General features: G+C 37.6%; 18 protein-coding genes and 1 other RNA gene. 15 read left to right on the top strand and 4 right to left on the bottom strand.

Features of this window, described 5'->3' with window-relative positions:
- From ACYVQZ_RS06755 to ACYVQZ_RS06735, 5 genes are read left to right on the top strand one after another with little or no spacing between them, the layout of a single operon-like run.
- Nucleotides 1–459, top strand: a complete 459-nt coding sequence (locus tag ACYVQZ_RS06755) for a hypothetical protein (RefSeq protein ID WP_461240645.1) — start codon at nt 1–3, stop codon at nt 457–459.
- A complete protein-coding gene (locus tag ACYVQZ_RS06750; RefSeq protein ID WP_461240644.1) occupies nt 446–733 on the top strand; it encodes a hypothetical protein in 288 nt (95 codons plus the stop codon). The genes ACYVQZ_RS06755 and ACYVQZ_RS06750 overlap by 14 nt, the downstream gene beginning before the upstream one ends.
- Entirely contained in the window at nt 723–1,079 is a 357-nt protein-coding gene (locus ACYVQZ_RS06745) for a phage holin (RefSeq protein WP_461240643.1), read from the top strand. The genes ACYVQZ_RS06750 and ACYVQZ_RS06745 overlap by 11 nt, the downstream gene beginning before the upstream one ends.
- A gap of 11 nt (nt 1,080–1,090) precedes the next feature.
- Nucleotides 1,091–2,062: a GH25 family lysozyme gene (locus ACYVQZ_RS06740; protein ID WP_461240642.1), complete on the top strand. Its 972-nt coding sequence runs from the start codon at nt 1,091–1,093 to the stop codon at nt 2,060–2,062.
- Nucleotides 2,063–2,115: 53 nt separating this feature from the next.
- On the top strand, nt 2,116–2,331 hold the full coding sequence (locus ACYVQZ_RS06735) for a hypothetical protein (RefSeq protein ID WP_461240641.1): 216 nt from the start codon (nt 2,116–2,118) through the stop codon (nt 2,329–2,331).
- A gap of 292 nt (nt 2,332–2,623) precedes the next feature.
- On the opposite strand, the gene ACYVQZ_RS06730 is transcribed toward ACYVQZ_RS06735, so the two are convergent.
- Nucleotides 2,624–3,016, bottom strand: coding sequence for a tautomerase family protein (locus tag ACYVQZ_RS06730; RefSeq protein ID WP_461240640.1), 393 nt, complete (start codon nt 3,014–3,016; stop codon nt 2,624–2,626).
- A gap of 113 nt (nt 3,017–3,129) precedes the next feature.
- Here ACYVQZ_RS06730 and ACYVQZ_RS06725 point away from each other — a divergent pair, with 113 nt between their 5' ends.
- Nucleotides 3,130–3,873: a LysR family transcriptional regulator gene (locus ACYVQZ_RS06725; RefSeq protein WP_461240639.1), complete on the top strand. Its 744-nt coding sequence runs from the start codon at nt 3,130–3,132 to the stop codon at nt 3,871–3,873.
- A 49-nt stretch (nt 3,874–3,922) separates the two neighbouring features.
- Here the strand turns inward: ACYVQZ_RS06725 and nrdF are convergent, their stop codons facing one another.
- The 3 genes from nrdF to nrdH all read right to left on the bottom strand — a co-directional run bounded on the left by nrdF (nt 3,923) and on the right by nrdH (nt 7,411).
- Nucleotides 3,923–4,900 (bottom strand): class 1b ribonucleoside-diphosphate reductase subunit beta, encoded by a 978-nt coding sequence (gene nrdF, locus ACYVQZ_RS06720; RefSeq protein WP_461240638.1) that lies wholly within the window; start codon nt 4,898–4,900, stop codon nt 3,923–3,925.
- 18 nt (nt 4,901–4,918) lie between these two features.
- A complete protein-coding gene (gene nrdE / locus ACYVQZ_RS06715; protein ID WP_461240637.1) occupies nt 4,919–7,084 on the bottom strand; it encodes a class 1b ribonucleoside-diphosphate reductase subunit alpha in 2,166 nt (721 codons plus the stop codon).
- A gap of 96 nt (nt 7,085–7,180) precedes the next feature.
- Nucleotides 7,181–7,411, bottom strand: a complete 231-nt coding sequence (gene nrdH, locus ACYVQZ_RS06710) for a glutaredoxin-like protein NrdH (protein ID WP_461240636.1) — start codon at nt 7,409–7,411, stop codon at nt 7,181–7,183.
- Nucleotides 7,412–7,642: 231 nt separating this feature from the next.
- Here nrdH and ACYVQZ_RS06705 point away from each other — a divergent pair, with 231 nt between their 5' ends.
- The 9 genes from ACYVQZ_RS06705 to ACYVQZ_RS06665 all read left to right on the top strand — a co-directional run bounded on the left by ACYVQZ_RS06705 (nt 7,643) and on the right by ACYVQZ_RS06665 (nt 12,954).
- The gene (locus tag ACYVQZ_RS06705; RefSeq protein WP_461240635.1) at nt 7,643–8,254 is read left to right on the top strand and encodes a class I SAM-dependent methyltransferase; all 612 of its coding nucleotides are present in this window, start codon (nt 7,643–7,645) and stop codon (nt 8,252–8,254) included.
- Nucleotides 8,254–8,727 carry a tRNA adenosine(34) deaminase TadA gene (gene tadA, locus ACYVQZ_RS06700; protein ID WP_461240634.1) on the top strand — a complete coding sequence of 158 codons (474 nt, stop codon included), beginning with the start codon at nt 8,254–8,256 and terminating at the stop codon, nt 8,725–8,727. Before ACYVQZ_RS06705 ends, tadA begins: the two co-directional genes overlap by 1 nt.
- A 53-nt stretch (nt 8,728–8,780) precedes the next feature.
- Nucleotides 8,781–8,867, top strand: an RNA gene (gene ffs / locus ACYVQZ_RS06695) — signal recognition particle sRNA small type.
- Nucleotides 8,868–8,991: 124 nt separating this feature from the next.
- Nucleotides 8,992–10,761, top strand: a complete 1,770-nt coding sequence (gene dnaX, locus ACYVQZ_RS06690) for a DNA polymerase III subunit gamma/tau (RefSeq protein WP_461240633.1) — start codon at nt 8,992–8,994, stop codon at nt 10,759–10,761.
- 18 nt (nt 10,762–10,779) lie between these two features.
- A complete protein-coding gene (locus ACYVQZ_RS06685) occupies nt 10,780–11,094 on the top strand; it encodes a YbaB/EbfC family nucleoid-associated protein (protein WP_461240632.1) in 315 nt (104 codons plus the stop codon).
- Between the two features lie 14 nt (nt 11,095–11,108).
- The gene (gene recR, locus ACYVQZ_RS06680; protein WP_461240631.1) at nt 11,109–11,708 is read left to right on the top strand and encodes a recombination mediator RecR; all 600 of its coding nucleotides are present in this window, start codon (nt 11,109–11,111) and stop codon (nt 11,706–11,708) included.
- 3 nt (nt 11,709–11,711) lie between these two features.
- Nucleotides 11,712–11,930 carry a YaaL family protein gene (locus tag ACYVQZ_RS06675; protein ID WP_461240630.1) on the top strand — a complete coding sequence of 73 codons (219 nt, stop codon included), beginning with the start codon at nt 11,712–11,714 and terminating at the stop codon, nt 11,928–11,930.
- Nucleotides 11,931–11,968: 38 nt separating this feature from the next.
- Nucleotides 11,969–12,610 (top strand): dTMP kinase, encoded by a 642-nt coding sequence (tmk, locus tag ACYVQZ_RS06670; RefSeq protein ID WP_461240629.1) that lies wholly within the window; start codon nt 11,969–11,971, stop codon nt 12,608–12,610.
- Nucleotides 12,611–12,624: 14 nt separating this feature from the next.
- Nucleotides 12,625–12,954: a cyclic-di-AMP receptor gene (locus tag ACYVQZ_RS06665; RefSeq protein ID WP_461240628.1), complete on the top strand. Its 330-nt coding sequence runs from the start codon at nt 12,625–12,627 to the stop codon at nt 12,952–12,954.
- The last annotated feature ends 9 nt before the right edge of the window (nt 12,955–12,963 follow it).

Raw genomic sequence — 12,963 nt, 5'->3', positions numbered from 1 at the left:
TTGAAATTAATTTATAATTTTTTCAAAAATCATTTCTGGTTTGAAACAGGACTTGAGTTTTTGCTTATTGCATACGTTTTTTTGGGGCAACAACATGGATTTGATAATCGTTTTAGCGATTTAGTATCTAATGTTATTAATCACATTGACGACCAATGGGTAGTGATACCAATTGTTATGGTGGCCACTATCTGTATTTCTTTTGCTGTTTGGGATGTTAACGGACTATTCGCCAAAGAAACGATGGTGTTTATTTCTCAATTTACGGCAGTCATGATGTTTATGACATTTCTTTGGCATTCAATTAGTTTTCCACATCCTAGCCCTGACACGAAAGTAGCAGTCATCTACTCATTTATAGTAGTACTACGCATTTTCCTATACTGGGTCACACCGCTTGTTAACTATAAGAGCTACAAGAACAAGGTTAAGGGTGGTGCGAAGAATGCAAGGAAATGAAATTTGGATTAGCATAATTGTGGCAGTAATAGCAGCTGGTGGTACTATTTTTGCCCAACGTCTGACAGCTGATTCCAGTACTGAGTCCGCGCAAATTAATAATTACGGGGATCTAGCTCACCAATTGGCAGAAATGATAGATAAAAATGCAGAGTTGAATGAACAAATTATTCAACTAAGACAAGAACTAACTGAGTCAAATCAGCAAATTATAAAACTTAATGAATTAGTAGAGCGATTAACGAAAGAAGAGGAAAACATACATGAAAATTAACTGGAACGTAAGACTAAAAAGTAAGAAGTTTTGGCTGGCCTTTGTGCCAGCTTTTTTATTAGTTGCACAATCAATTGCCACACCATTTGGCTACAATTGGGACATTAGTGGATTAGGTGCACAATTAACCGGTATTGTTAACGCTGTATTTGCGTTACTAGCTGTGTTAGGTATTGTTGTAGACCCAACGACTGACGGATTAGGAGATAGCAAACAGGCACTGCAGTACGTCAAAACAACGACTAAAGAACAATTGAAAACTGACAACGCAGCTTTGAAAGCACAAGTGAATGCGTTACAAGAACAATTGAACTCAGAACCTGACTCAGAACAAACAAATGGTTAGGAGGCTATCAAATGACTTTAAATGGTTATGATATCGCAAGTTATCAAGCAAACATGATTGTTAGCAACGTCAAGTCTGATTTTGCGATTGTTAAAGCAACTCAAGGTTTAAATTACGTTAATCCATATTGCAATTTGCATGTTGGACAAGCGCTTAATTCAGGTAAGAAATTAGGCTTGTATCATTTTGCTAACCTAGGCACTAGTGCTATTGCTGAAGCTGATTACTTTCTAAGAAATATTAGTAATTATATTGGTAAAGCAATGTTGGTACTCGACTACGAGGGTAGTGCAGTAAACAACGGTGTGAATTGGGCTAAGACATGGCTTGATCATGTCTATGCTAAAACTGGGGTGCGTCCGTTAATCTATATGGGATTATCAGACGAGAACCGCTTAAATTGGACACCAGTTGTAAAAGCTAACTATGGTTTATGGCTTGCTCAATACAACAACTTCAATACTGTTAACGGATATGCGCCTCGTGATTTATATGGATCACTGAAGTACTGGCCAAATGCTGCTATGTTCCAATACACGTCAACTGGGCGTTTAGCTGGTTGGAGCGGAAATCTTGATTTTGATGTTTTCTATGGTGATAAGAATGCTTGGGACGCTTATGTTAAAGGCAGCAAAGTTGCTACTACGATAAATGAAACACCTGCTAAGACGACAGTTGCAAAAACTGCAAAGCAGTCAGCTACTACTACATCAACATTTGTAGATAGTTTAGGAGTTACATGGCACAAAGAGACAGGCAAGTTTACAACTGACCGTTCAATCAATCTGAGATGGGGTGCAACAACTCAATCTAGCTTGATTGCAACGATTGGCTCAGGTCAAACAGTCAATTACGACGCTTACGCTTTCTCGAGTAATTTAGTTTGGATTAGGCAACCACGTGGCAATGGTCAATATGGATACATGGCCACCGGCGAAGCAAACGGTAGCAAGCGTAAAAACTACTGGGGAACATTTAAATAAAAATCTAAGCCACTATCTTCATCGAGATAGTGGCTTTTTTAGGAGGTAAAAGAATGCGAGAAATTAGAGCAACCAAATTCTCATCTAAAGAAACAGACTCCGTTTCATCATTAGAAATAACACTCTTCGATGACGATGATCAGGTTACTGACTTATCAGCTGCTGAGGTGATTGTGAAGAAAGATAGTAATGAGTTAGCTTCAATTGAGTATGATGTCATCAATGATTCAATCGTTTTTAATCCAGGCAAAACACTGCCAAATGGATGATACACGCTTGAAGCTCTTGGCAGTGGAACGCGGTTGTTGTACAAAGAACTTGATCCTAACGGAAAGATCGTCAACGCATTCGTGGGAAATATTGCATAGACTAATCCTCAACCTTTACAAGATTTTAAGATAGATGTAATATGTATTGCCTTGGTTCGTATTTAGGGCATGGGGCGGAAAAGGTCGGATTTTTTGCTTGTTTTTACTATAATATAGGCATCTTGTAATATCTCTTAAGTAATTCACATTTAAATAAAAACAGGAATTTCATTAATTTGAAATTCCTGTTTTTTTAGTTATTAATGTAGCGATACTCTTGTGTCTTTCCACCATAACCCCACGAATCAGATGGTACATCATGTAAAACGATATAACTTGTATCAGAGAGGTTAGCAAAATTTTGTTGAAATAATTTAAAAACAGCTTTAATGTAATCGGCTTTCTGTTGACGAGTATTAGTAGATTGTGTAATTTTTATTTCCATAAAAAAACTTGTTTGATTACCCTTACTCAGCGGTTGGCCGCCAATAAACCAGCTGTCTGCATCTGTAATTTGAATATCAGTAGCGACAACTTCACGTGATTTTTCTAATATGGCAGTAGTTAAATCGGTTAATTCTGAGGCAATTTTGTTTTTAGAAATTTTTTTTTTGTTACTTGCGATACGAACTCGTAAATATGGCATTTTGGTCACTCCTTAAATTTATTTGACATCATTAGTATAAAGTTCAATTTGAGAAGTGCATATTACTAGATTATGATATAGTTATCGTAAAAAGAGATAAGGGGGATACCTTGATGCAATTACAAGATTTGGAATTTTATCAACGTGTTTATGAAACTGGCTCGATAAATTTGGCGGCGAAGCAGTTAGGGTTTGCCCAATCCAATGTTACCGTTAGAATAAGTAAACTTGAAGATGAATTTAAAACACAATTATTTATCAGAAATTATCAAGGTGTGACGCCCACAAAAGACGGCGACAAATTTTATCACTATGCGGTAAGAGTTGTAACCGAAACCAATGAGTTAAAAAAGAATTTCAAAAAAAAGATGACCAAACCAAAAATTATTATATCGGAGTTACTATTCAACTTTTTAGTTATCGATCAAGCTGAGATTAAACTAGCAAACAATGACTTTATCATTAAAACGTCGACTGAAATTGGTGAGTTGAGCGGGAATGTCGCACAATTTGTGGTGACGTATGCACAATTTGATAATCAAATGTACGAGTTGGAAAAAACTAAAAATTTAAAATCATCTTTTTTTGTTGAACAAAAGGGCATTCGCCCGGAAACACCTTTGCTGGTGAATAGTGACCAACAGTGTCCATTCCGACGGCAAACATTAATACGCAATCGCAGCTTCAATCGAAAAATTGTTGAAATTGATTCTTGGAACGGCATTATTCAATTGGTGAAACAAGGTAAGGGAATTGCACTATTACCAGATTATTTATGTCAAAAAGAAAACTTAGTTTCTGTATTGATTGATGGTTCAATAAACATTCCATATCGAATCTATGAAAAAAAGCGTTAATTTTCATTTTAGAAAATTAACGCTTTTTGTTAAATTACCTAGTTATTACTTATTTCTCGTTGGGATCACTAACAAAGTAATCGTCTTCTTCCATGGCTTCTACTTCACCAAGGCGGTAGCCATTACCGACTTGTGAGAAGAAATCATGGTTGGCAGTAGATGTTGAAATTCCGTTCATAACGATCGGATTAACATCGGCTGCAGTATCTGGGAATAATGGATCCTGTCCCAAGTTCATGAGTGCTTTATTGGCATTGTAACGAATGAAGGTTAATACTTCTTCAGTCCAACCAACTTGGTCATACAGGATATGGGTGTATTTTTCTTCGTTATCATACAATTCATATAAGAAGTTGTACATCCAGTCTTTCATTTCTTGTTGTTTCTTTTCTGAAATTTGCTTCATACCCAATTGGAATTTATAACCAATGTAAGTACCATGGACTGATTCATCCCGAAGAATTAACTTGATGATTTCAGCCACATTATTGAGCTTGTTGTGGCCCAAATAATAAAGTGGGGTGAAGAATCCAGAATAAAAGAGGAACGTCTCTAAGAACACGTTAGCGACCTTTTTCTTTAAAGGATCTTCAGCATCATCCATGTACATATTAGCAATACGTACGGCTTTATTTTGCAAAAATTCTTCAGAGTCTGACCATTCAAAAATTTCATCAATTTCATCTGGTGTATTTAATGTTGAAAAGATGGTTGAATAACTCTTGGCATGCACGGATTCCATGAATTGAATGTTATTCAAAACAGCCGTTTCATGTTGGGTCAAGACATCTTTTCGTAATGCTGCCATTCCTTGTTCAGATTGTACTGTATCTAAAAGCGTTAAGCCTCCAAATACGTGACCGACCAACCACTGGTGATCAGAATCCAATTCACGCCAATCACCCATGTCGTTTGAAACTGGAATTCGAGTATCTAACCAAAATTGTTCAGTTAGTTTTTCCCAGGTTGCTTTATCAATGGCATCGGAAACCCGATCCCAGTTGATTGCTTTAAAATTCTTTATCATTAACTTGCTCCTTATTTGTTAGATAACACAGCTTTCACATTCGTTAGCGCCGATTTCATCTTGATCATCAGTAAAGGTTCTGATGTAGTAAATCGACTTGATACCTTTGCGGTAAGCGTAGTGTCTCAAAATATTTAAGTCACGCGTTGTCATCTTTTCAGTACGTCCGTCTTTCCATTCATACAGACCAGCTGGAATGGTAGAACGCATAAATAAGGTTAAACTAAGGGATTGATCAACATGTTCTTGAGCTGCAGCGTAAACATCGATAACTTTACGCATATCAATGTCGTAAGCTGACTTATAATATGGAATCGTGTCGTTTGAAAGGTATGGTGCTGGATAGTAAATCTTACCAATTTTCTTTTCTTGACGTTCTTCCACACGATTAATGATGGGATGTAGACTAGCGGTTGTATCATTGATATATGAGATAGAACCATTAGGTGCTACCGCAAGACGGTTTTGGTTATAAAGGCCATCTTGTTGAACAGCTTTGCTTAATTTTTCCCAGTCAGCAGTGGTTGGGATAAAGATGCCATCAAATAATTGCTTAACTGTGTCAGATTGTGGACCAAAATCTTTTTCAATGTATTTGGTGAAATATGAACCGTCCGCATAGTCACTCTTTTCAAAGTTATGGAATGATTGGTGACGTTCAGCCGCAATTTTATTAGATGCGACTAGCGTCCAATAGTTCAATAACATGAAATAAACGCCTGTAAATTCAACGGATTCTGGTGAACCATAGTCAATATGATTCTTTGCAAAATAGCTGTGTAAGCCCATTGCACCCAAACCAATTGAATGTGCTAATTCATTACCATGTTGAATAGATGGTACAACATCGATGTCTGAATTATCGGTTACAAATGTTAAAGCTCGAGTCATGGTCTCAATTGACTTACCAAAATCAGGAGAAGCCATGGTGTTGACAATATTAGTTGACCCTAAATTACAACTAACGTCAGTACCCAGTTTAGCATAGTTTTGTTCATTATCGACAGTTGATGGTGTTTGAACTTGCATTATTTCAGAACAAAGATTACTCATCACGATCTTACCATCAATTGGATTAGCGCGATTAGCGGTATCAAGGTTGATGATATATGGGTAGCCAGATTCTTGTTGTAATTTGCTAATTTCGTCTTCTAGTTCGCGGGCATTAATTTTGGTCTTTTTAATGTTGTCATTAGCCACCATATTGTCATATTCTTTGGTGATGTCAACATATGAAAATGGGGTGCCATATTCGCGTTCAACATCATAAGGACTGAACAAATACATATCCTTGTTTTGTTGTGTGAGTTCATAAAATTTATCTGGCACGGTAACAGCTAGTGAAAGTGTCTTCAGACGAATTTTTTCATCGGCATTTTCTTTTTTTGCAGATAAAAATTGAATAATATCTGGGTGAAAGACGCTCAAATAAACGACACCGGCCCCTTGGCGTTGACCAAGTTGGTTAGAGTAAGAAAAACTATCTTCCAATAATTTCATTACGGGAACTACGCCACTAGCAGCACCTTCAATCCCCTTGATAGGATCGCCAGCTGCACGCAAGTTAGATAAACTAATACCAACACCGCCACCAATTCGTGATAATTGAAGTGCGGAGTTGATTGTGCGGCCAATTGTATTCATGTCATCAGTCGTTTGAATTAAGAAACAACTGACAAGTTCACCACGACGCTTACGACCAGCATTTAAAAATGATGGGGTAGCAGGTTGGTAACGTTGATGAATAATTTCATCAGCTAAACTCATGGCAAGTTCTTCGTTGCCGTCAGCAAAGTAGAGTGCATTCATTGCGGCACGATCGATAAAGTTTTCAAGATAATAAGCATTATCATCCGTTTTTAAGGCATACTGGGCATAAAATTTGTAGGCCGCCATAAATGATTTAAAGTGGAAATTTTGTGAACGAAGATAATCGTAAAGTTGCTCGATAAAATCTAAGTCATACTTTTGAATAAAACCTTCTTCAATATAGTTGTTTTCTAAAAGATAATTGATACGTTCTTCTAATGAAGAAAACTTTTTCGTGTTTGGAATGACATTTTCATCCAAAAATGCTTGTAGTGCTTCCTGATCTTTATTTAATGGAATTTGATTGTTAACGGGAATATTAATTTCATTGTTGAGATCATAATATGTGACGTTTGATAAATTTTTTAGAGACACGATTATTCCACTCACTTTCTCTGCTATACTTTTTTAAATAAATAAAAGACGGGCCAAGTAGATGACCCGTCTTCTTACTTAGTTGACAACGTAGAATTACATTGCTATTTGGCGCAATACGTCTGGACGAAAGCCAGAAAATGCACGACCGTCACCTAATTTTACGACTGGGGTTGCAAGAAAGCCTTCTTGCTTTAAGCTGTCTATGTATTCAGGTTGGTCATCAATATTGTGTTCAACAAAGTTAACATTGTGTTCCGTAAGGAAACGTTTCGTCATCTTGCATTGTACACAATTATTTTTTGAAAAGATTGTTATTTTACCCATGTGAATCACCTTCGTTACCCTTTTTTTCTGAATTACTGATTATTAGTATACAGCGAAATTCAAAAAAAGCAATCAAAAATACACCACATATTGTGGTGTATTTATTAAAAAAGACCACATATTGTGGTCAAAACGTGATGCCCATTACATTTTGTAAGCAACAAATGAAATAGATTTTTTTCTAGAAATAAATTTGGTATTATGGAGCTACTATATTTGGGAGATTTTAAAATGAATAATCACTATTATACACAAAATCCGGACGTCGTTCACGACCGTAAAACGTGGGCGTTTGATTTATTAGGACATGAGCTCCATTTTATTACCGACAACGGTGTTTTTTCGAAAACAACCGTTGATTATGGTAGTCGGACATTATTAGAAGCAGCCACATTAACAGATGCACCAGCAGGTAAATTTTTAGATTTAGGCTGTGGTTATGGTCCAATCGGTTTGGCACTGGCTAAACAATTTTCTGAGCGTGAAATTGATATGGTCGACGTGAATGAATTAGCCCTTTCGTTAGCAACTGAAAATGCACAACAAAATCAAATTGATAATGTTAATATTTTTTCTTCCGATGGTTATGAAAATATTCAAGCAAAATACGCAGTCATTTTAACTAATCCACCTGTGCGAGCAGGTAAAAAAGTTGTGGATAATTTTATTAGCCAGGCCAAGCAACATTTAGTAGAAAATGGATCCCTGTGGGTGGTCCTACAAAAAAAACAGGGTGCACCGTCAGCCAAAAATTTAATGATAGATACATTTGGTAATTGCGAGATTGTTAAACGCAATAAAGGCTACTATATATTGAAGAGTATTTTGACAGGTGAAAACTAATGGCGTTGTCTGAAACACAAATTAATACCTACATGAAAGCGGCACTTAGTGAAGCTCAGCAAGCAAAAATGATTGATGAGGTACCAATTGGAGCCGTAGTTGTTTATCATGGTGAAATTATTGGCCGTGGCCATAATTTACGACAACATTTTCAAGACGTGACATATCATGCTGAGGTAATGGCGATTACTGAAGCTTGCGCAGCGTTACATAGTTGGCGGTTAGAGGATTGCCAACTGTTCGTTACCTTAGAACCGTGTATCATGTGCAGTGGCGCAATTTTAAATGCCCGCATCAGTGAAGTTTATTACGGTGCCGATGATCCTAAGGCAGGGGCAGTGAAAAGCCTTTATCAATTATTAAATGATTCACGGCTGAATCACCAGGTTGACGTTCATTCGGGCATTATGGCTGACACTAGTTCTCAATTATTGAAGGATTTTTTCAGACAATTGCGTCAAAAAAGGAAATAGGTACTTAACTGGCATTTTTTTGATAGGTATAGTATGATAGTTCTTGCCGAAAGGCCTTAGGGCAAGGGTGCGCTTACGAATCGTGTCAGGTCCGGAAGGAAGCAGCACTAAGCATGATGCGTCTTGTGCCTTAAGTTATTGGACAATTAATTTAAGTCTGGGACTTTATAAGTTCCGGACTTTTTTCATGAAATTTAAATTTGTGATTACGTATTTTGTTAGTATAATTAACATATAAATTCACCGCAGAAAGGAACAGCAAAAATGAGTTATCAAGCATTATATCGAGTATGGCGCCCACAACGCTTTGATGAAATTGTCGGGCAACAAGTGGTCACAACCACATTAAAAAACGCGTTAATCACAAAACAGACCAGCCATGCCTATTTATTTGCTGGTCCGCGCGGAACGGGAAAAACATCGGCTGCTAAAATTTTTGCCAAAGCAATTAACTGCCACTATTTAAAAGACGGCGAACCATGTAATGAATGTGATACATGTAAGGACATTACGAATGGTCGCCTAAATGATGTGATCGAAATTGATGCTGCATCAAATAATGGTGTGGAAGAAATTCGGGATATTCGTGATAAAGCCAAATACGCACCAACACAAGCAGACTACAAAGTCTATATCATTGATGAAGTGCACATGCTGTCAACTGGCGCTTTCAATGCCTTACTAAAAACATTGGAAGAACCACCAGCAAACGTTGTCTTTATTTTAGCCACGACGGAACCCCATAAAATTCCGTTGACAATTATTTCACGAACACAGCGGTTTGATTTTCGTCGGATTTCTACCCAAGAAAGTTTTGACAGAATGAAGTATATCTTAGATGAAAAAAAGGTTACTTATGATGAAAATGCGCTGTGGGTGATAGCTAAAGCAGCTGAAGGTGGTATGCGAGATGCGTTGAGTATTTTGGATCAGACCTTGTCGTTTAGTGATAATGATATTACATTAGGCAACGCACTATTAGTGACAGGTAGTGTTACTAAAAAGTTACTCCAAACTTACTTGGCACAAATTAGTACGTCGGAGAGTGCACAGGCTTTAAAAACGTTACAAGATATCTTGAGCGAAGGAAAAGACGGTCAACGTTTTATTGAAGATTTAATCTCGTTTGCGCGTGATATTTTGCTCTTTAAAGAAGCGCCCGCCACACTTGATATTCAATCCACAGGATTGACGCAAGAAGATTATGAACAATTAAATGACCAATTATCGCCGAACTATCTATATGCCATGATTGACGAATTAAATGCAATTCAACAGGAAATGAAGTTTACCACTCATCCTGATGTTTACCTGGAAGTTTTGACCGTTAAATTATGTCAGTTACCACAAGAACCAGTTCAACAGACTAGTTCGACAGCGTCGACTCATAATGATCAAGCAACACCGGTTATTAATGAAGAAATTAGTCAACTACAAGCACAAATTAAGCAACTACAACAGCAAGTTCAAGAGTTACCCACTCAATCTGCAAAACCAGAAACACCAACTAGTCACGCACCAAAGAAAGCGACTAGTAGTGCGCAAGTACGCGTGAATTTGAGTAAAGTCTATCCGATCTTAGAGTCAGCAACTAAAGAGGATTTGATCAAATTACGTGATGTGTGGGGCGATATGCTGAATATGCTCTCTGTACCACAACGTTCACTATTGCATGTGTCTAAACCAGTGGCAGCGAGTCCAGAAGGTGTCATTGTTTCATTTGAATATAGCTTCTTATACCAAAAAGCTGTCAGTGATAATGAATTGGAAACTGAAATGGAAAAAGACCTTAATTCGTTAATTGGCGAAAGCAGACAGATTGTCTATGTACCAAATGACCAATGGCCAAAAATTCGTCAAGATTTCATTCGGCAACACGAAACGGGCACTAATAATGAACAAGAACCAGTAGGTCAAGCAGATATAGACGACGAAGAACAGGAAAATGAATCACCAGAACCGAATGATGATAAAATAGTAACAACTGCGACTGATATGTTCGGTCAAGACATTGTCGAAATTAAAAATGATTAAAAAGGTGGAAATTAAACAATGATGCGTGGAATGGGAAATATGCAACAAATGATGAAACAAGCACAAAAAATGCAAAAACAAATGATGGCCCAACAAGAAGAGTTGAACCAGCAAGAATTTACTGGTGAAGCACCTGACCAAATGGTGAAGGTTACTTTTACGGGTGATAAAAAATTAAAAGATCTGCAAATTAATCCAGACGCTGTTGATCCAGATGATGTTGATATGCTCCAAGATTTAGTCATTGCAGCAGTGAACAATGGTTTAACTAAAGTTGATGAAGCAACACAAAAAACAATGGGTAAATACACTAAAGGTATCCCAGGAATGTAAAAGAAGGAAAAACAATGCAATATCCAGAACCAATTGCACAACTGATTGAAAGCTATATGAAACTCCCTGGAATTGGTCGAAAAACGGCAACACGGTTAGCTTTTTATACGATTAGTATGGATGCTGATGATGTAACGAATTTTGCTAGTTCATTGATTTCAGCCAAACGCGATCTGCATTTTTGTAGTATTTGTGGCAACATTACAGAAGACGATCCGTGCCAAATTTGTTCAGATAAAACTAGGGATCAATCACAAATTTTGGTGGTTGAAGAATCTAGAGACATCATGTCAATGGAAAACATGAAGGAATATCATGGCCTCTACCATGTCTTACACGGGGTGTTGTCACCAATTGAAGGCACTGGCCCAGAAGATATTAATATTTCCGCTTTATTGACGCGTTTGCAACAGCATCAAGAAGTTAAAGAAGTCATTGTGGCCACGAATGCCACTTCAGAAGGTGAAGCAACCGCGATGTACTTGTCACGCCTCATTAAACCAGCGGGCATCAAAGTAACCAGATTGGCGCACGGCTTATCAGTCGGTGCAGATATTGATTACGCCGATGAGATGACATTATTTAAGGCCGTTGAGGGCCGAACGGAGATGTAAGAGATGTTTGGACGTAAACGTGTAAATTTACACCAACAATACGATGAACAATTAGTTGATCTGATTCATGAAACAAAGGCCAGCTGGGATCATGCTAAAGAAACCCAAGAAGCCGTTTATGAAAGTAATATCAGTTCTGAATTGGCCCAACATACAAAATTACAAGAACAAAAATATATTTATTTATATAAGGAAGCAAAACGGCGACAAGCTCGCGGATAAGAGTAGATTAAATTGAATTGATGATCAGGAGCGTAATCATGACAGGAAAATTTATTTCATTTGAAGGTCCAGATGGTGCAGGAAAAACAAGTGTTTTAACTGCTGTTGGGAAAATTCTGACGGCCACATTAGGCGATCAATTGGTTTTAACAAGAGAACCTGGTGGCAATAAAATTTCAGAAGCCATTCGCAATATTATTTTGGACCGGCAAAACACAGAAATGGATGCCAGAACAGAGGCCCTGTTATACGCAGCTGCTAGAAGACAACACTTGGTTGAAACCGTCATTCCCGCGTTAAATAAGGGACAGATGGTAATTAGTGACCGATATGTGGATAGTTCCATTGCCTATCAAGGTGCGGGACGCGAAATCGGGGAGCAGGCTGTTTGGAATATCAACCAATTTGCCATTGATGGTTTAGAACCTGATCTCACCATTTATTTAGATATTGAATCTGAAAAAGGAATTGCCCGTATTCAGAACTTTCGTCAAAATGAAATTAATCGTCTAGATGTTGAAGCCCTTGATTTTCACCGACGTGTTCGTCAATCTTATTTACGTTTACATCAAGAAAATCCAGAACGGATCAAATTAATTGATGCAAGTCAGCCGCTTCAGCAGGTAATAGATGATACAATTAAAGTGATCTATACTAAGTACCCAGAATTGACTAAATAAGGAGTGAGACGGATATGAAAATGGTCATCGCCATTGTCCAGGATAAGGACAGTAATGTATTAAGTAACGCATTTATTGAAGCTGATATTCGCGCGACAAAACTATCAACAACCGGGGGCTTTTTGCGTTCTGGTAATACAACTTTTTTGGTTGGTATTGAAGACGAACGGGTGGAAGATGTTTTAGCAATTATTAAAAAGACGTCCCACGCCCGTGGTCAATTCATGACCCCTCAAGTTAACATGGACGTTTCCATGGACGCTTCAGCTTCTTACCCAGTCGAAGTCCAAGTTGGTGGTGCAACAGTGTTTGTTCTACCAATCGAACAATTTCATCAATTTTAAGTGAGCGAA

The sequence above is a fragment of the Paucilactobacillus salsurae genome, assembly GCF_054784995.1.
This window is presented reverse-complemented; position numbering and strand designations above follow the sequence as displayed.